Source organism: Pseudomonas reactans (assembly GCF_013387025.1).
Lineage (GTDB): Bacteria > Pseudomonadota > Gammaproteobacteria > Pseudomonadales > Pseudomonadaceae > Aquipseudomonas > Aquipseudomonas reactans.
Window position 1 is genome coordinate 402,623 of the sequence record NZ_JACAQP010000007.1, and the last position, 17,850, is coordinate 420,472.

The window sequence follows — 17,850 nt, forward strand, 5'->3', positions numbered from 1 at the left end:
ATGAGTACTGAAGACAAACGCATACGCGAACTGGCACATCAGATCTGGGAGTCCGAGGGCAAACCCCATGGTGAAGATGCACGCCACTGGGAGATGGCGCGCAAACTGGCGGAAGCCGAGGCGCTGACGCCGAGCAAGCCCAAGGCAGCGGCAAAACCCAAGGCCAGCGCCCCTAAGCCGCCGGCAAAAGCCAAACCCGCGGCACCTGCGGCCAGCAAGCCGGCGCCACCGGCCGCAAAAAAACCACCGGCGCCAAAAAAGCCCAAGCCTTGACCCTTCACCTCTTGCCGGCGCTGTCGGCAAGAGGTGATTTCACCTTCCAGACTCTCAGCTGAAATTTCGTCAGCAAGGCCGCGTTCGGCCCGAAAAAAGACCCTTGCAGGAGCAACGCAATGAGCAAACCCGACAAAACCCCTTCGACGCCAGGCAATGAGCCGTCGCGGATTCGTGAAGGTTTGCCCTTCCCCCTTGGCGCCACCTGGGACGGCCTGGGCGTCAACTTTGCGCTGTTTTCGGCCAACGCGACCAAGGTCGAGCTGTGCCTGTTCGATGATTCCGGCGAAGTCGAGCTGGAACGCATCGAACTGCCGGAATACACCGACGAAACCTTCCACGGCTATCTGCCCGACGCCCACCCAGGGCTGATTTACGGCTACCGCGTGTACGGTGCGTATGACCCCGCCAACGGCCACCGTTTCAACCACAATAAATTGCTGATCGACCCCTATGCCAAGCAATTGGTGGGCGAACTCAAATGGTCCGAGGCGCTGTTCGGCTACACCATCGGTCACCCGGACGACGACCTCAGTTTCGATGAACGCGACAGCGCACCCTTCGTGCCCAAATGCAAAGTCATCGACCCGGCACACACCTGGGGCAACGACCAGCCGGTGCGGGTGCCGTGGGACCGCACGATCATCTACGAAACCCACCTGCGCGGCATCAGCATGCGCCACCCTTCCGTGGGCGAGTCCGTACGTGGCACCTGCGCTGGTTTAATGGAAGACGACGTGCTCAAGCACATTCGCCAACTGGGCGTATCGTCGGTCGAGCTGCTGCCCGTGCATGCCTTCGTCAATGACCAGCACTTGCTACAAAAAGGCATGACCAACTATTGGGGCTACAACAGCATCGCGTTTTTCGCCCCCGACCCGCGCTACCTGGCCAGCGGCAAGATCGCCGAGTTCAAGGAGATGGTCGCGCACCTGCATGAGCAGAAGCTCGAAGTGATCCTCGATGTGGTCTACAACCACACCGCCGAGGGCAACGAGCGTGGCCCGACCCTGTCGATGCGCGGTATCGACAACGCTTCGTACTACCGCCTGATGCCGGATGACAAGCGTTTCTACATCAACGATTCCGGCACCGGCAACACCCTGGACCTGAGCCATCCGTGTGTGTTGCAGATGGTCACCGACTCCCTGCGCTACTGGGCCAACGAGATGCACGTCGACGGTTTCCGCTTCGACCTGGCGACCATTCTTGGCCGTTACCGAGATGGTTTCGATGAACGTCACAGCTTCCTGGTTGCCTGCCGCCAGGACCCGGTATTGCGCCAGCTCAAACTGATCGCCGAACCCTGGGACTGCGGCCCCGGCGGTTATCAGGTGGGCAACTTCCCACCGGGCTGGGTGGAATGGAACGACCGCTTCCGCGACACCGTGCGTGCGTTCTGGAAAGGCGACGACGGCCAACTGGCGGACTTTGCCGGGCGCATGACCGCCTCGGGTGAGATGTTCAACCATCGCGGCCGCCGTCCCTACAGTTCGGTGAACTTCATCACCGCCCACGACGGTTTCACCCTGCACGACCTGGTGTCGTACAACGACAAGCACAACGAGGCCAATGACGAAAACAACCAGGACGGCAGCAACAACAACCTGTCCTGGAACCACGGCGTCGAAGGGCCGACCGACGATCCGGAAATCAACGCACTGCGCCTGCGTCAGATGCGTAACTTCTTCGCCACTTTGCTGTTGGCCCAAGGTACGCCGATGATCGTGGCCGGTGATGAGTTCGCCCGCACCCAGCACGGCAACAACAACGCTTATTGCCAGGACAGCGAAATCGGCTGGGTCAATTGGGACCTGGATGACGATGGCAAGGCCCTGCTCAAATTTGTAAAACGCCTGATCAAACTGCGCCTGGCTTACCCGATTCTTCGTCGTGGGCGCTTCCTGGTCGGCGACTACAACGAAGACATCGGCGTGAAGGACGTCACCTGGCTCGCGCCGGATGGCAACGAGATGTCCACTGAACAATGGCAAGACAGCCATGGCCGCTGCCTGGGCATGTTGATGGATGGCCGCGCCCAGGAAACCGGGATACGTCGTGCCGGCGCCGATGCCACCTTGCTGCTGGTGGTCAATGCCCACCACGACATGGTCAATTTCCGCCTGCCGCCGGTGCCCGAAGGCGAGTTCTGGACCTGCATGCTCGACACCAATGCCCCGGCGGTACGTGGTCAGGAACGCTTTGATTTCGATCATGAATACGCGGTGACTGGCCGTTCGTTGCTACTGTTTGAGTTGCAGCGCGAAGACGAGGTGTGAAATGGCACTGCATGGATTCCTTCAAGGCTACCGGGGCTATGCGGACACGCAAGCCCTTGGCGCGGCCCTGAAGGCGCTTCAGGAGGAAGGTCTGGACCAGTTGCCCTTCCCGGGCAGCGGTCAGACATTGGCACGGTTCAGCCGCTTGGCACAGGTGGCAGGCCATGACCTGCGTTTGTGCAAGCTGTTCGAGAGCCACACCGACGCGTTGGCAATCATTGCCGAACTCAACAGCCCGTTACCCCCCGTGGGCAGCATTTGGGGCATGTGGGCAGCCGAGCCCCCCACCGCCAAGGTGCGCGTTTTCAAAGATGGCCATCGCTTGAAGGTGCAAGGGCGTAAAGCCTGGTGCTCCGGCGCGGCAGTGGTCAGCCATGGTTTGTTGACGGCCTGGGACGAAGAAGACCGCCAGCAGTTGGTGGCGGTGCCTATGGATCAACCCGGCGTCATCGTGACGGACGAAGGCTGGAACGCCGTGGGCATGGCCGCCACCGGCAGCGTGGAAGTCGTGTTTGACCAGGCTTGGGGGCTCGCGGTGGGCAGACCAGGTGATTACCTCGCCCGCCCCGGTTTCTGGCAAGGCGGCATTGGCATTGCCGCCTGCTGGTACGGCGCGGCCCAACGCCTGGCCGAAGTCTTGCGTGAGCAGTGCAGCAAACGCCCCGAGCCCCACGCCCTCGCCCACCTCGGTGCGGTCGACAGCGCACTGAACAGCGCCGCTTGTGTACTGCGCGCCAGCGCGGATCAGGTCGACCTCGAACCCAAGGCCAATGCAAGGGAGCTGGCGCAACAGACTCGGGCCTGTATCGAGGACACCGTCGAACAAGTGATTCACCACGTCGGACGCGCTGTGGGTGCGGGGCCGTACTGCAAGGATCCGCATTTCGCCCAGTTGATGGCGGACTTACCAGTGTATGTGCGCCAGAGTCACGCCGAGCGCGACTTGGCCGGCCTTGGCGAGTTGGTCGCCGGCGAACCCACAGGGAGGTGGCAGTTATGAGACCCAATCCGATTGTCGGCCAAGGCACACCGCTGCATCGCTGGCAGACGTCGCCGAAGATGGCCGAACTACCGCCGATCAGCGTTGCGCAATTGGTTCCCGAAGGCCACCGGGCGGTGATCGTCGCGCCCCATCCGGATGATGAAGTGTTGGGTTGTGGGGGCTTGATGCAGGGGCTCGCGGCACTTGGCCGACCGATCCAACTGATTTCGGTGACCGATGGCAGCGCCAGTCATCCCGGCTCGCGGCGTTGGCCGGTGGAGCGTTTGAGTGTCGTGCGTCCCCAGGAATCGGCCCAGGCGCTGCATCGCCTCGGCTTGCCGCTGCACAGTTTGAAGTGGCTGCGTGCAGGGTTTACTGACAGTAAGGTAGCGGCGCGGGAAGATGAACTCGCGGGGTTTATTCAGCGTTACCTCAAACCCAACGACGTGGTGTTCACCACCTGGCGCGAAGATGGGCATTGCGACCACGAAGCCGTCGGCCGTGCCAGCGCCAAGGCGTCCCTTGCGGTCGGCGCAACCCTGTATGAACTGCCGGTGTGGACCTGGCACTGGGCAACACCCGAGGACACTCAGGTGCCCTGGCACCGCGCACGCAAGATTCCATTGACCTGTGAAGCGGTGGCCCGCAAGCGCCATGCGATCCATGCCTTCGCCAGCCAATTGGAGGGTGACCCGCAGATCGGCCTGGCCCCCGTGCTGGCGCCCTACGTGGTGGAACGTCTGCTGCAACCCTTTGAAGTGGTATTCGTATGAGTGTCGCCACACCGTATTTCGACCAATTGTTCGCCAATAACGACGACCCCTGGGCCTTTCGCCAACGCTGGTATGAACGGCGCAAACGCGCGTTGACCCTGGCGGTACTCACCCGGCCACGTTATGCCTCGGTGTTCGAGCCCGGTTGCGCCAATGGCGAACTGAGCTTCGAGCTTGCGCCCCGTTGTGATCGCTTGCTGTGTTGCGACACGGCTTCGGCGGCCGTCGCCCTGGCACGCAGTCGGTTGCTGGGCTTTGCGCATGCCCAGGTGCAGCAAAGCCGTTTGCCTGAACAGTGGCCCAGAGGCCAGTTCGAGCTGATCGTGCTCAGCGAGTTGTGTTACTACCTCGACGCCGACGACCTGAGCGAGCTGGTTGATCGCGCGCGTGCTTCGCTGACCGCCGACGGCCAACTGCTTGCCTGCCATTGGCGCCCCGCCATCGAAGGCTGCCCGCAAACCGCCGAGCAGGTGCATGCCCTGCTCCACGAGCGTTTAGACATGCCCCGTGTAGTCAGTCATCACGAACACGACTTTCTTCTCGACCTGTGGAGCCGCGACGGCACTTCGGTCGCCACCCTTGAGGGCCTGCGATGATCGGCATTCTGATCCCGGTACACAACGAAGAGGCCTTGCTCGAAGATTGCCTGAAAGCGGCACTGATCGCGGCCAGTCATCCGGGTTTACTGGGCGAAGCCGTGACGGTCCTGGTGGTACTCGACAGTTGCAGCGATGACAGTGCCACCATTGCCCAGGCGTACCCGGTGCAATGCTTGGAAGCCCAGGCACGCAATGTGGGCCACGTACGTGGCGTGGGTGCGCGGCATCTGCTCAACCAGGGCGCCCGCTGGATCTCTTGCACCGATGCCGACAGCCGCGTGGCGCCTGATTGGCTGGTGGCCCAGTTGGCATTGGGGACCGATGCCGTGTGTGGCACTGTCACCGTGGATGCCTGGGGCGAAGGTTTCGACCCCGCTGCGCAGATTCGATATCACCAGGGTTACGAGGCGCGAGACGGCCATCGGCACATTCACGGTGCCAACCTGGGGGTGAGCGCCGGCGCTTATGTGCGCGCCGGTGGATTTGAACCCCTGGCGTGCCATGAGGATGTGCAATTGGTGCGTAACCTGGAGCTGTGCGGCGCCTCCATCGCGTGGAGCCATTCCCCGCAAGTGATCACCAGTGCGCGCCTGGACGCCCGTGCCCAGGGCGGTTTCGGCGATTACTTGAAGAGCCTGATGCACGCCACTTGAAAAAAACGACGTTACCGAATGTAAAACCGACCAATCCTTGTCTATGCTGATGACGCCTTGCTGGCGTTCCAGGGTTGGAGTGCCATGCAGCCACTGCGGCGGAGCCTGCGGTGGAAAAAAAGAGTTGTGCCGTCAACGGACCACGACCCCGCATCAATCGACAAGGATGTGACACCCCATGAAGCTTGCTTCCTTAAGCGACGGCCGCAGCGGCCCTGCGCAAATCTGGAACAGCGCCCCGCAGTTGGCGCAAATCCCCCCGATCACCCCGTCCTCATTGGTACCGCCTGGCGCACGCGTGGTCATCATCGCGCCCCACCCCGGCGACGAAGTACTGACCTGTGGCGGCCTGCTGCAACTGCTCAGCACCTTGGAACACCCACTGCAACTCATCTCCATCACCGATGGCAGCGCCAGTCATCCAGGGTCCAACGTCTGGCCGGCCAGCCGCCTGAGCGTGGTGCGGCCCCAGGAAAGCGTCGAGGCCATGCGCCGCCTGGGCATGCCGCTGCACAGTTTGAAATGGATTCGCGGCGGCTTCTGTGACGACGCCCTCGCCAGCCGCGAGCCGCAGCTGAGCCAATTCATCGCGCGCTACCTGCAACCGGGTGATGTGGTCTTCAGCACCTGGCGCAACGATGGCAATGACGACCACGACAGCGTCGGGCGCGCCAGTGCCAATGCCTGCAGCCTGGTGGGCGCGCATCTGTATGAGCTACCTATCTGGGCCTGGCACTGGCCTGCCCGCGAGGGCGCAATCATCCCCTGGCAACGCGCACGCAAGGTGCGCCTGGACACCTGGACCGTCGCCCGCAAGCTGCATGCGGCCCATGCCTATGCCAGCCAATTGGCCGGCGACCCGGCAATCGGCCTGCCGCCCATGCTGGCCCAAGTGCTGCTGGAGAGAATGCGCGAACCCTATGAAATCGTGCTGTCGTAGCATCCGACTCGGTGGCTGAATGTGTGGCTTGGGGCGTCTCAATTCAACGTCTGCGGGGTTTGTATCGCAGTGTGTACAGAACCCACTGCGATACACAGCCTTTAACTCAACGGGTTTCCTGAAACAGGCCAGATACAGCACAGCGTTCAACTGAGCACCAGGCACACATCCAGCCGCAGGAGGCTCGCCATGCACACTCAGTTGACTCGCCGTTTCAACCGCCAATCCCTTTTCCTGGCCGTGGCCTTGTCGCAATTCGGCATCCTGGGCGTCGCCCACGCCGAAATGCCAGAGGCACCCACCCGCGTCGTCGCCAGCGCGCAAACCGCTTTCGGTACGCTCAAACACGTCAAGGCCGGCCTGCTGGACGTGGCCTACGCCGAAGTCGGCCCGGCCACGGGGCCGGCGGTGATCCTGCTGCACGGTTGGCCCTACGACATCGACAGCTACGCCCAGGTCGCCCCGCTGTTGGCGGCCAAGGGTTATCGCGTGTTGATCCCCTACGCCCGGGGTTATGGCGACACCCGTTTCCTCGCGGACACGACCTTGCGCAACGGACAACCGGCGGCACTGGCCAGTGATGTAATCGACTTCATGGACGCGCTGAAGATCAAGCAAGCCGTGCTCGGCGGCTACGACTGGGGCGCACGCTCGGCAGATATCGTTTCAGCGCTGTGGCCGGAACGGGTCAAGGCACTGGTGTCGGTCAGCGGTTACCTGATCGGCAACCAGGCAGCGGGCAAGAATCCGTTGCCGCCTAAAGCCGAACTGCAATGGTGGTATCAGTTCTACTTCGCCACCGAGCGTGGTGCGGCCGGCTACCAGAAAAATACCCATGATTTTGCCAAGCTGATCTGGCAACTGGCTTCGCCGCAATGGAAGTTCGATGACGCCACCTTTGACCGCAGCGCCAAGGGCCTGGAGAACCCGGATCACGTCGCGATCACCGTGTTCAACTACCGTTGGCGCCTGGGGTTGGTCCAAGGTGAGACGAAGTACGATCCCCTGGAGCAGAAACTCGCCCAGGCGCCGTCGATCGGCGTGCCGACCATCACCCTCGAAGGCGACGCCAACGGCGCCCCGCACCCGCAGCCCGAGGACTACGCCAAACGTTTTACCGGCAAGTATGAGTTCCGCCTGATCAACGGCGGCGTGGGCCACAACCTGCCTCAGGAAGCGCCCGAAGCCTTTGCCAAGGCGGTTATTGATGCGGATCACTTGTGACCGAATGCTGCGCCTTGATCCAATGGCCGCTTTTAAAGCGTGAAAACTGATAAGCAACCCCCAGCCAGATAAACCAGGCCGGCATCACGCACAGCGCCAAGCGTGTATCCGGCCGCAACGCCAGCAGGCCCAGCACAAACGCGAGAAACCCCAGGGAAAACCAGGCCATCGGTACACCGCCGGGCATTTTGTAGACGGACTTGGCATGCAGGTCCGGACGCTTCTTGCGGTAGGCAATGTAGGACGCCAGGATCGTCGACCAGGTAAAGATCACCAGGATCGCCGACACTGTCGACACGATGGTGAAGGCGGTCATCACCTCTGGCACCACAAATAGCAACACCAGCCCCAAGAGCATCAGCAGTGTCGTAAACGCCAGGCTGATAAACGGCACGCTGCTCTTCGACAAACGCCGGAAGATCCCCGGCGCATCTCCCAGGTCAGCCAGGCCGAACAACATACGGCTGGCGGAAAACACGCCGCTGTTGGCCGATGACGCCGCGGAGGTCAGCACCACGAAATTGACGATGCCCGCCGCTGCCGGAAAACCCGCCACCAGGAACAACTCAACAAACGGGCTTTTGCTCGGCGAGACTTGCTGCCATGAGGTCACCGCAATGATGCATGCCAGAGCCAGCACGTAGAACAGGATGATGCGCAACGGAATCGAGTTAATCGCCTTGGGCAAGGTCTTTTCCGGCGCACGGGTTTCGGCGGCAGCGGTGCCGATCAGTTCGGTGCCGGCAAAGGAGAAAATCGCCATCTGGAACCCGGCAAAAAAGCCGAACAAACCATTGGGAAACGCGGCCTGTTTATCCAGCAAGTGCGTCAGCGAAGCGGTGACGCCCGTCGGCGAGACAAACGAGCTGGCGATCAACACCACGCTCACCCCAATCAGGGTCACTACGGCGATGATCTTGATGATCGCGAACCAGAATTCCACTTCGCCAAACAACTTCACCGTCAGCACATTCAACGCAAACAGCGTAAGCAACATGCCCACCGCCGGCATCCAGGCCGGCACATGGGGAAACCAGTACTGGAAGAAGCCACCGACCACCACCGCATCCCCCACTACCGCCACGCTCCAGCTCAACCAATACGACCAGCCGAGGAAAAACGCCGCGCGCGGCCCCAGGTAAGCACCGGCAAAGTCAGCGAAGCTCTTGAAGTTGAGGTTGGACAGCAGCAGTTCGCCCATGGCGCGCATCACGAAATACACGAAGAACCCGATAATCATGTAGATCAGGATGATCGAGGTGCCGGACAGCGCGATGATCTTGCCGGAGCCCATGAACAGGCCGGTGCCGATTGCACCGCCCATGGCCATCAACTGGATATGGCGGTTGCTCAGGGTGCGTTGCAACGCAGGCTTTTCACAAAGCCCGGACGTGGTTGTTTTCATCACAAAACCTCTTGTTATGTTTTTGAGTTTTGGCAGAAGAAAAGTCGACGGGTTGTTGTTATCGGGTGCGGCTTTCGAAACCGTGCAGCACGTTGACGGCGTTGATGCCGATTTCATCGACCATGTAGCCGCCTTCCATCACGAACAGGGTGGGCACGCCGACGCTGGCGATGATTTCGCCCATGCCGAGGAAGTCTTGGCTGTCGAGGAGGAAGTGGCTGATGGGGTCGTCCTTGAAGGTGTCGACGCCGAGGGAGATCACCAGCACCTCGGGCGCGAAGTCGCGCAGTTGCTGGCACGCCGTGATCAAGGCGTTTTGGTAGTGCGCCCACGTGGTGTTTTTCGGCAACGGGTAATTCAGGTTGAAGCCCTCCCCTGCGCCCGCGCCGCGTTCAGTGGCGGCACCGGAAAAGTATGGGTAAGAGACTGCCGGATCGCCATGCAAGGAAACGAACAACACGTCCGGGCGGTCATAGAAAATATTCTGCGTGCCGTTGCCGTGGTGGAAATCCACATCCAGTACCGCCACGCGCTTGGCGCCTTGGGTAATGGCTTGCTGCGCGGCAATCGCTGCGTTGTTGAGGTAGCAATAACCGCCCATGTATTCGCGGGCTGCGTGGTGACCGGGTGGGCGGCACAGGGCGAATGCACTGTGATGGCCTTCGTCGATCAGCGCCAGGCCGGTCAAGGCGATATCGGCGCTGGTTCTGACCGCATCCCAGGTGGTGCGGGTAATCGGCGAGCCGGCGTCCATGGCGAAGAAACCGAGCTTGCCGTCGATGAAGTCCGGGACTTGATGGTTGGCCAGGTCACGCACCGGCCAAACCAGGGGCAATGCGTCATGGCTGCGGCCAATGGCGGTCCATTCGGCCCAGGCCGACTCCAGGAATGCTACGTAGCGTTCGCTGTGGGCGTTGACGTAACAGGCCCGGTCAAAGCGGCGCGGCGTGATGATATCGCCCAGGCCCACCTGCCTGACGCGATCACGCACGGTGTCGGCGCGGCTGGGTTGTTCGAACGAGGGTTTGAGCACGCCGTCCTTGAGTTCAGTGCCATGGTGCAAACGGTGGGCTTCGCTAAAAACAGTCAACATGGGTGGGCATCCGCCAGTAAAAGACAGGGTCTATTTTGTTCTGGCAGCCTTGGGCTTTCTTTGCTTTTATTTGCGGCACTGTTAGTTTTATCGGGAATATTTACCCCTACAGCGCCGAGTTATGAAAAATAAAACCAAGCAGGTCGTTCTTGACGACACCGATCTCGCCATCCTCGCGCTACTGCAGGAAGACGCGAGTATTTCCAACGCGCAGTTGAGCGAACGTTTATCCCTGAGCCTCACGCCCTGCTGGCGTCGGCGTAAACGCCTGGAAGAGGAAGGTGTCATCAAAGACTACCAGGCCAATCTCGATCGCAAGCTGCTCGGGTTGAACATTATGGCGTTCGTGCATGTGCGTTTCGCCATCCACACCGATCACGCGCCGGATGCGTTTGAAGCCGTGGTGAAGGAGCTGCCGCACGTATTGTCGTGCCATAAGATCACCGGCGATGCGGATTACCTGTTGCAGGTCCTCGCGGAAGATCTGGACAGCTACAGCGAGTTTGTCGAGAGCGTGTTGCGGCGGCAGTTGGGGATTGCGTCGATTCAGTCGAGTCTGGCGCTGAGGGAAGTCAAGGCGACGAGTCGCGTGGCAATTCCAACGCGCGAATAGTGACCAACAAGGTCACGTTTTTGAGGGGCGAGGTGGCAAATCGCTGCTAATCAAATGTGAAAAATTCATTAACCAATTCTCATTAAAGGCTTTTTCCCGAAAGCTCAATCTGCCACACTGATGCGAATAATTATCAACACCTTTATTATTCGCCATGGACGGCATTCGGGGAGAGTCAGTTCCATGTCTGTGCAACAACACGGCGGCAAAGGTTTTTCACCCAGTCTGATGGCGTTGGCCGTCTGCCTTGCGAGTTCAACGGCGGCCTTTGCCGCTGAGGCGGAAAAAGCCGCCCCACTGGAGCTGGGTGCCACCCAGATCAGCACTGAACAACTGGGCCAGACCACCGAAGGCACCCAGTCCTACACCACCGGCGAGATGGCGACCGCCACCAAACTCCCGCTGACCATGCGTGAAACACCCCAGGCCGTCACGGTCATCACCCGCCAGCGCATGGACGACCAGGCCATGACCAGCGTCAACGACGTGGTCAAGAACACCCCCGGCCTGTTCCTCAGCCAATCCAGCGGTCCTGGCCGACAGACGTACAGCTCACGTGGCTTCGACATCGACAACATGATGTTCGACGGCATTCCGAGTTCCTATTCCGGCTACGCCAACAGCGTGCAGCCCAACCTGGCGATGTTCGACCGTGTGGAGGTGATTCGCGGCGCCACCGGCCTGGTCACTGGTGCCGGCAACCCTTCGGCGGCGATCAACTTTGTGCGCAAGCGCCCGACCGCCACGCCGCAGGTATCGATCACCGGTGCCGCCGGCAGCTGGGACGATTATCGCGGCGAATTCGACGCCTCCAGCGCCTTGAATGACAGCGGCACCCTGCGTGGCCGCGTTGTCGGCTCCTACCGCGACGCCAACAGTTTCCGCAAAGGCGAAGAAAGCGACCACGGCCTGTTCTACGCGATCGGCGAAGCCGACCTCAGCGAAAACACCACCGCCACCCTGGGTTTCTCGCGCCAGGAAGACCAGACCAACTTCTTCTGGGGCGGCCTGCCCATCGGCACCGACGGCCATCACCTGAACCTGCCCCGCTCCACCAACCCCGGCTCCGACTGGGAAAACAAGAAGCTGACCATCGACACCGTCTTCGGTGATATCGAACATCGCTTCGCCAACGACTGGAAGCTGCACATCGCGGGCTCGTCCTCACAGTTGGATGGCGTGTTCACCGGCACCTACCAATCGCGCTACCAGACCACACTGGCGCGCACCGCCTATCAATCCCACCAGGACGACAAGCAGTACGGCCTGGACACGTTCCTCAGCGGCCCGGTCGAAGCGTTCGGGCGCACCCATGAAGTGGTGGTCGGCACCAGCAAGCGCATCTACGACGCCACGTCCAAGGAATACAGCCCCTACGACACCAATTACCCGCTCAATGGGGCAAAACCGGACTTCGTACGTGACGGCAAAGGCCACAGCATCACCACCCAGGATGGCGTTTACCTGACCACCCGCCTCAACCTCGCAGACCCGCTCAAGGTGATCCTCGGCGCGCGCGTGGACTGGTATGACTACGATGACCGCCAAGGCGACGGCGACTACAAAGTCACCCGTAACCTCACGCGCTACGCCGGTGTGATCTACGACCTGAACGACCAGTATTCCGTCTACGCGAGCTACACCGACATCTTCACACCGCAGACCAGCCGCGACTTCTCCGACAAGCCGCTGGAGCCTATCGTCGGCGAAAACTATGAAGTCGGTATCAAGGGCGAATACTTCAACGGCGCGCTCAACGCCAGCCTGGCGGTGTTCCAGATCGACCAGAAAAACCGTGCGACCCTGCCCGAGAGCCAAGCCGGTTGCCCGATCATGGCCTGCTACGAAGCCTCCGGCCTGGTACGTAGCCAAGGCATCGACCTTGAGCTGCAAGGTGCACTCACCGAAAACTGGCAGGTCGGTGGCGGGTTCACCTACACCCGCGCGCATTACATCAAGGACACCAATGCGGCCAACAACAACCAACGTTTCGACACCGACACCCCGGAACGTTTGTTCAAGCTCACCACCTCCTACCGCTTCCAGGGCCCACTGGAAAAACTGCGCATCGGTGGCAACGTCTACTGGCAGAGCCGCATGTACAACGACGTGGTGCTTGCCAACAGCAATACCTATCGCCTGGAACAAGGCAGTTATGCCGTTGCCGACGTGATGGCCGGTTACCAAGTGAACAAGCACCTCGACCTGCAGTTGAACGTGAACAACATTTTCGACCGCACCTACTACTCCGCCATCGGCACCAGCCCGACCTGGGGTTCGACCGACACTTACGGCAACCCGCGCAGTTTTGGCGTCACAGCCAAATACAGCTTCTGATCGCAACCCGATCAACGGCTACCCGCCCGGGTAGCCGTTCCTCAAGTCCCTTCCCCGCATGCCGATAACCGTTTGGCATCACGCAATCCAATAAAAACCAAAAAAAACTGATTCGCTCCACCCTGCCCCTCACTTTGATTCGGCCAGACCCCATGGAGTAAGTGTGAATGCCCACCCGCGCGCGTTTTTTCGAGCACTACCGTAAAGCCGACCGCATCATGCTGGCGTTGATCTGGTTGATGTTCCTGTTCTCCCTGGGCTTGGCGTTCTGGCACGACACCTTGATGCAAGCCGCCCTGATCGGCGGCGGCACCAGCGTAGTGCTCACGGCGCTGTACCGTGCCATAGGCGGCACTCGCGTGATGCGTTGCGCCCTCGGCGCGGGCCTGATGGTCATGGCGGCACTGCACATCAACCAGGCCCAGGGCGTGATCGAATTGCACTTCGGGATCTTCGCGCTGTTGGCGGTGCTGACGTTCTATCGTGACTGGTTGCCGATCCTGGTCGCCGCCGCCACTATCGCCGCGCATCACGTGGTGTTCCATGCCCTGCAACACCAAGGCTTCCCGGTGTTTGTAATGGAACATCATGGCGGCTGGACCATGGTGTTCGTCCATGCGTTCTACGTGGTGATGGAAACCGTCGCGCTGCTCTACCTTGCCGTGCACAGCCAGGCCGAAGCGGTCGAGAGCCAGGAAATGCTGGAGAAGATGCTCGCAGTCACGTCCCAATTCAGTGCGCAAACCACCCAAGGCGAAGGCAAGGTACATGTGTCGTTGGCCAAGCGCTTCGACCACTTCCTGCAACAGATCACGCACCTGATCGACGGCGTCGCCCGCGACTCCCACGGCCTCGGCCAACTCGGCCAGGAACTGGCCAGCGCCAGCGGTACCCTGGAAAAAGGCGCGCGGCACCAATTGGCCGAGATCACCCAGATGACCGGCTCGATGCAGCGCATGGAAGACGCCATGGGCCACATCACCGTGCACGTCGAGCAAGCGGTGGACCACGCCGGCAAGGCCAGCCAACAGATCCAGCGCGGCCAGGAAAGCGTCAGCCGTGCCCAGCAGGAAATCACGCAGTTGGCCGCCCGCCTCAACGGCACCCACGAAACCGTGCAGGGCCTGGCCGTGCAAGCCGAGCAGATCGGCACCGTGCTCGAAGTGATCAACAGCATCGCCAACCAGACCAACCTGCTCGCCCTCAACGCGGCCATCGAGGCCGCCCGCGCCGGCGAGCAGGGCCGAGGTTTTGCCGTGGTCGCCGACGAAGTGCGCAGCCTCGCGCAGCGCACGGCGGTGTCCACCCAGGAAATCAAAACCATCATCGAAGGCCTGCAACACGGCAGCCGCCAAGCGGTGGAAGCCATGCACGACAGCCGTCAAGGCGTGGAGCGTTGCGTGGAAGACAGCCAGGTGGCCGTCGACATGCTACGCGCAGTAGGCAATGACATCGCGCACATTGACGACTTGAACGGCCGGATCGTGACCACCACCCGCGAACAGACCACGGCGAACCTGGAGATTGTCGGGCGGTTGCAGTCGGTGCAGAGCATCGCGCAAAGCACCGCTGACGATGTGGAAACCCTGGCGCGCAGCAGCGAGCGGTTACCGCCGATTGCAGTGCGGCTGGATGCGTTGGGACGCAGGTTCCACCCCTAGGCCCAGTACCCTCCAATCCCGTCCCACAACAGCTTCAGCGCCGTGATAATCAGCAAGCCATAGCAGGCGCGATAGAGCTGGCGCTGATCCAACCGCGCATGCAGCCGCCAACCCAGCCACACGCCACTGGGCACGGCGAACAAACAGATAAGCGCCAGGCCCAACACGTTGCCGGTAGGCCTGGCGAGGATCAACCAGGGAATCGCCTTGAGCACATTGCCCACGGTGAAAAACAGGCTGGTGGTCCCGGCGTAAACCTGTTTGCTCAGGCCCAGTGGCAGCAAGTACATCGCCAACGGTGGCCCACCGGAATGCGCAACCATGGTGGTGATTCCCGAGGTGACCCCAGCGGCCACGGCCTTCGGTGTTGAACGCAGCTTCACATTGACATTTCCCCCGGCCCTGAACCACAGGCCGACAAACACCAGCGTAACCACCGCCATCACGATGGCAATCGCACGGTGATCCAGTACGCGAAAAAGCAGGTAGCCAACGCCAATCCCGACCACCAACCCAGGTACCAGTAACCTGAGGTCGGGCTTTGACCAGGTCGACGGTTTCCAATAGCGCAGGCCGAACAGGTCCATCGCGATGAACAGCGGCGCCAGCAAGCCGCCAGCAGTGATCGGGTCCATCACCAGCGACAGCAGCGGAATACCGACGATGGCAAAGCCGCCGCCAAAGGCGCCTTTCATAAAACAGATTAAAAAGACCCCGGCAAAGGTCACCAGGATCGTCGTGGTTGTCAGCTCAAGTTCCATGGAGTGCATTCATTTCGCAGAGAAGAGACGTCATAATCTCGCGCAACACCGGCACCGCAAAAAGTACCAGTTTTGAGGTTTTTCCATGGGCCAGTTATCGAACCCCAGGCGCGGCGCGGAACGCCGCCTCTACACACAGCTGCGAGCGCAGATAGAGGACGGCACCCTGGCGCCCGACGCCAAGCTGCCCTCCACCCGCGCCCTGGCGGAGACGCTTGGGGTCTCGCGCACCACGGTCACCGCCGCCTACGAGCAATTGGCTGCCGAAGGGTTTGTGGTGACCGCCGTGGGCAAGGCCGCCAGGGTCGCAGCCCCTGCCGTTGCGCTGCCTGTCGTTGCCACCGTGCCCCGCGACAACCCGCCACCCGCATTGTCGCGCTATGGACAGCGGGTTGCCGCTCTTACGCCCTATCACATGGTTTGTCCCACCGCGCGTATCGACTTCCGATACGGAGCAGTCGCATCGCGGGACTTTCCGGCACTGGGCTGGAACCGCGCCTATCGAGCCGAACTGATCAAGCGCCAACCTACGCGGCCTAACGGCCAGCCCGAAGGCGAAGCCGCTTTGCGCCAGGCGCTGCAAGGCTACCTGCGCCGCGCCCGTGGCTTGACCTGCGATACCGAGCAGCTACTGGTGGTGCACGGCTCCCAGCAAGGGCTCGACCTGTGTGCCCGCTTGCTGCTCAACCCTGACGACGCCTTCATCTTCGAAGACCCAGGCTACCGCATGGCCCGCTATTGCTTCGAGGCCACCGGCGCAACGGCCTTGCCCATCCCGGTGGATGCATCCGGTTTACAGACACAACGGTTGCCGGATGACCCGCGCGCACGGTTGGCCTACGTCACTCCGTCGCACCAATTCCCCATGGGCGCCGTGCTGTCCATCGCGCGACGCGTCGAACTGCTGAACTGGGCAAGCCGCCATCGTGCCTGGATCATCGAAGACGATTACGGTGGCGAGTTCCGTTACGGCCAGCGTCCCATCGACGCCTTGCAATCGATGGATGCCGAGGCCCGCGTGATCTACGTCGGCACCTTCTCCAAGGCGCTTTCGCCGCAACTGAGGTTGGGTTACCTGGTACTGCCGCGCGAACTGGTGGGCGTGTTTCGCGAGGCCAAGCGCTTGACCGATCGCAACGAGACCCGTTGGGAGCAAAACGTGCTTGCCTCGTTGATCGACAGTGGCGCCTACGAGCGCCACCTACGCCGTTTGCGCCGTGACAACGAAGGCCGTCGAAAGGCCCTGCTGGACGCCGTCGACCACCATTTGCCGGGCCTGGGAAAACTAGAGGGCATGGCCGCCGGGTTGCATGGCGTCTTGTTGTTGCCCCACCTGCACGCGCGGGATGAAGACGCCTTGCAGGCGATGGCGCTGGAGCGCGGGATCGGTGTTTATCCGCTATCACCCCTGTTCACTACGCAGGGTGAACGGCCGGCAAGCCTGATACTCGGCTATGCCGGGCTTACCGTGCAGCAGATTGATGAAGGCATCCGGATACTTGCGCAAGTGATTCGGGAGGTCATGGCGGCAGCCCACCCGCCTCTCATACCCCAAAGTTGAACGCGATGGAGATCCGCGGCCGCGTCCCCTCAAAGCGTCGTACCGAGTGCATCAACCAGGACGGAAACATGATCAATGTCCCGCTGCTGGCAACGCAGGTGCTGCTGAACCCGGCAGTCAGGCAATCCTCGACCCGCATGCGCAAGGCGGGATTGTAGGTCGAGGCCACCATGCCGCGTGGATCAACGAATTCCAGGTCGCCACCGACGGTGGCGTCCTCTTCACGGCCACCTGCATCGACCCAATAAACGCCTGACCAAAATGCGCCAGGGTGCCCATGCAGCGCATTGCTGTGGCCCGCCTCGTTCACATTGGCCCACGCGTTGAGCTTCCACTCGAAACCGGGCACGGTTAATCCGACGCCTTCGTGATGAACCGCGGTCAGTTCAGTGGCGAACTGCGTGGCGAATGTCACCAATGCGCCGCAGGCGTCCCCACCCCACGCCTGAAAATCGTTCGCGGATTGCCAGCCGCCATCGTTGCTGCGCTGGGCGCCGTTCTGATCCTGCGCCATGCGGTGGGTGACGAGCGCCTTGAGCTCGGCGTTGAGCGTGTCGGCATTCGGGTATTGGATGCTGGCCAAGGGCGTTGTGAACAGCCGCCGGATGTTGATCAGCTCCGGATTCAACAGATTGTCGCTCGACTGCATGGGGTACTCATCATGTTTACCAGTAGCCACAAACCATAACGGCATCA

At 61.3% G+C, this 17,850-nt stretch carries 16 protein-coding genes; 12 read left to right on the forward strand and 4 right to left on the reverse strand.

Annotation, left to right across the window (positions count from 1 at the left end):
- From HX793_RS10910 to HX793_RS10945, 8 genes are all read left to right on the forward strand, one after another.
- Positions 1-273, forward strand: coding sequence for a DUF2934 domain-containing protein (locus HX793_RS10910; protein ID WP_033896523.1), 273 nt, complete (start codon positions 1-3; stop codon positions 271-273).
- A 119-nt stretch (positions 274-392) separates the two neighbouring features.
- Positions 393-2,552, forward strand: a complete 2,160-nt coding sequence (glgX, locus tag HX793_RS10915) for a glycogen debranching protein GlgX (protein WP_177049850.1) — start codon at positions 393-395, stop codon at positions 2,550-2,552.
- 1 nt (position 2,553) lies between these two features.
- The gene (locus HX793_RS10920; RefSeq protein WP_177049852.1) at positions 2,554-3,552 is read left to right on the forward strand and encodes an acyl-CoA dehydrogenase family protein; all 999 of its coding nucleotides are present in this window, start codon (positions 2,554-2,556) and stop codon (positions 3,550-3,552) included.
- Positions 3,549-4,307 (forward strand): PIG-L deacetylase family protein, encoded by a 759-nt coding sequence (locus HX793_RS10925; RefSeq protein ID WP_177049854.1) that lies wholly within the window; start codon positions 3,549-3,551, stop codon positions 4,305-4,307. Before HX793_RS10920 ends, HX793_RS10925 begins: the two co-directional genes overlap by 4 nt.
- Entirely contained in the window at positions 4,304-4,903 is a 600-nt protein-coding gene (locus HX793_RS10930; protein ID WP_177049857.1) for an SAM-dependent methyltransferase, read from the forward strand. Before HX793_RS10925 ends, HX793_RS10930 begins: the two co-directional genes overlap by 4 nt.
- The gene (locus tag HX793_RS10935; RefSeq protein ID WP_016978082.1) at positions 4,900-5,559 is read left to right on the forward strand and encodes a glycosyltransferase family 2 protein; all 660 of its coding nucleotides are present in this window, start codon (positions 4,900-4,902) and stop codon (positions 5,557-5,559) included. Before HX793_RS10930 ends, HX793_RS10935 begins: the two co-directional genes overlap by 4 nt.
- Before the next feature lie 178 nt (positions 5,560-5,737).
- Complete coding sequence (locus tag HX793_RS10940) at positions 5,738-6,499, forward strand: PIG-L deacetylase family protein (protein WP_016978084.1); 762 nt, start codon at positions 5,738-5,740, stop codon at positions 6,497-6,499.
- Between the two features lie 189 nt (positions 6,500-6,688).
- Positions 6,689-7,723, forward strand: coding sequence for an alpha/beta fold hydrolase (locus tag HX793_RS10945; RefSeq protein WP_016978085.1), 1,035 nt, complete (start codon positions 6,689-6,691; stop codon positions 7,721-7,723).
- On the opposite strand, the gene HX793_RS10950 is transcribed toward HX793_RS10945, so the two are convergent.
- Entirely contained in the window at positions 7,701-9,128 is a 1,428-nt protein-coding gene (locus tag HX793_RS10950; protein ID WP_177049859.1) for an amino acid permease, read from the reverse strand. The two genes, HX793_RS10945 and HX793_RS10950, sit on opposite strands and share 23 nt — an antisense overlap.
- Positions 9,129-9,186: 58 nt before the next feature.
- Entirely contained in the window at positions 9,187-10,221 is a 1,035-nt protein-coding gene (locus tag HX793_RS10955) for a histone deacetylase family protein (RefSeq protein ID WP_177049861.1), read from the reverse strand.
- A gap of 121 nt (positions 10,222-10,342) precedes the next feature.
- On the opposite strand from HX793_RS10955, the gene HX793_RS10960 reads away from it, so the two are divergent.
- The 3 genes from HX793_RS10960 to HX793_RS31545 all read left to right on the forward strand — a co-directional run bounded on the left by HX793_RS10960 (position 10,343) and on the right by HX793_RS31545 (position 14,832).
- Entirely contained in the window at positions 10,343-10,834 is a 492-nt protein-coding gene (locus tag HX793_RS10960; RefSeq protein ID WP_177049863.1) for an Lrp/AsnC family transcriptional regulator, read from the forward strand.
- Between the two features lie 183 nt (positions 10,835-11,017).
- Positions 11,018-13,171 carry a TonB-dependent siderophore receptor gene (locus HX793_RS10965; protein WP_016978089.1) on the forward strand — a complete coding sequence of 718 codons (2,154 nt, stop codon included), beginning with the start codon at positions 11,018-11,020 and terminating at the stop codon, positions 13,169-13,171.
- 167 nt (positions 13,172-13,338) lie between these two features.
- Entirely contained in the window at positions 13,339-14,832 is a 1,494-nt protein-coding gene (locus HX793_RS31545) for a methyl-accepting chemotaxis protein (protein WP_177096110.1), read from the forward strand.
- Here HX793_RS31545 and HX793_RS10975 read toward each other — a convergent pair.
- Positions 14,829-15,593: a sulfite exporter TauE/SafE family protein gene (locus HX793_RS10975; protein WP_177049869.1), complete on the reverse strand. Its 765-nt coding sequence runs from the start codon at positions 15,591-15,593 to the stop codon at positions 14,829-14,831. The genes HX793_RS31545 and HX793_RS10975 overlap by 4 nt on opposite strands.
- Positions 15,594-15,678: 85 nt before the next feature.
- On the opposite strand from HX793_RS10975, the gene pdxR reads away from it, so the two are divergent.
- A complete protein-coding gene (pdxR, locus tag HX793_RS10980) occupies positions 15,679-17,154 on the forward strand; it encodes a MocR-like pyridoxine biosynthesis transcription factor PdxR (RefSeq protein WP_177049871.1) in 1,476 nt (491 codons plus the stop codon).
- Here the strand turns inward: pdxR and HX793_RS10985 are convergent.
- A complete protein-coding gene (locus HX793_RS10985; RefSeq protein ID WP_177096112.1) occupies positions 17,138-17,803 on the reverse strand; it encodes a TIGR02466 family protein in 666 nt (221 codons plus the stop codon). The two genes, pdxR and HX793_RS10985, sit on opposite strands and share 17 nt — an antisense overlap.
- Positions 17,804-17,850: the final 47 nt, after the last annotated feature.

Bases quoted from the DNA above. Each gene is read 5' to 3' on its own strand.
- HX793_RS10910 (WP_033896523.1), top strand. From the start codon at position 1: ATGAGTACTGAAGACAAACGCATACGCGAACTGGCACATCAGATCTGG.
- glgX (WP_177049850.1), top strand. From the start codon at position 393: ATGAGCAAACCCGACAAAACCCCTTCGACGCCAGGCAATGAGCCGTCG.
- HX793_RS10920 (WP_177049852.1), top strand. From the start codon at position 2,554: ATGGCACTGCATGGATTCCTTCAAGGCTACCGGGGCTATGCGGACACG.
- HX793_RS10925 (WP_177049854.1), top strand. From the start codon at position 3,549: ATGAGACCCAATCCGATTGTCGGCCAAGGCACACCGCTGCATCGCTGG.
- HX793_RS10930 (WP_177049857.1), top strand. From the start codon at position 4,304: ATGAGTGTCGCCACACCGTATTTCGACCAATTGTTCGCCAATAACGAC.
- HX793_RS10935 (WP_016978082.1), top strand. From the start codon at position 4,900: ATGATCGGCATTCTGATCCCGGTACACAACGAAGAGGCCTTGCTCGAA.
- HX793_RS10940 (WP_016978084.1), top strand. From the start codon at position 5,738: ATGAAGCTTGCTTCCTTAAGCGACGGCCGCAGCGGCCCTGCGCAAATC.
- HX793_RS10945 (WP_016978085.1), top strand. From the start codon at position 6,689: ATGCACACTCAGTTGACTCGCCGTTTCAACCGCCAATCCCTTTTCCTG.
- HX793_RS10950 (WP_177049859.1), bottom strand. From the start codon at position 9,128: ATGAAAACAACCACGTCCGGGCTTTGTGAAAAGCCTGCGTTGCAACGC.
- HX793_RS10955 (WP_177049861.1), bottom strand. From the start codon at position 10,221: ATGTTGACTGTTTTTAGCGAAGCCCACCGTTTGCACCATGGCACTGAA.
- HX793_RS10960 (WP_177049863.1), top strand. From the start codon at position 10,343: ATGAAAAATAAAACCAAGCAGGTCGTTCTTGACGACACCGATCTCGCC.
- HX793_RS10965 (WP_016978089.1), top strand. From the start codon at position 11,018: ATGTCTGTGCAACAACACGGCGGCAAAGGTTTTTCACCCAGTCTGATG.
- HX793_RS31545 (WP_177096110.1), top strand. From the start codon at position 13,339: ATGCCCACCCGCGCGCGTTTTTTCGAGCACTACCGTAAAGCCGACCGC.
- HX793_RS10975 (WP_177049869.1), bottom strand. From the start codon at position 15,593: ATGGAACTTGAGCTGACAACCACGACGATCCTGGTGACCTTTGCCGGG.
- pdxR (WP_177049871.1), top strand. From the start codon at position 15,679: ATGGGCCAGTTATCGAACCCCAGGCGCGGCGCGGAACGCCGCCTCTAC.
- HX793_RS10985 (WP_177096112.1), bottom strand. From the start codon at position 17,803: ATGCAGTCGAGCGACAATCTGTTGAATCCGGAGCTGATCAACATCCGG.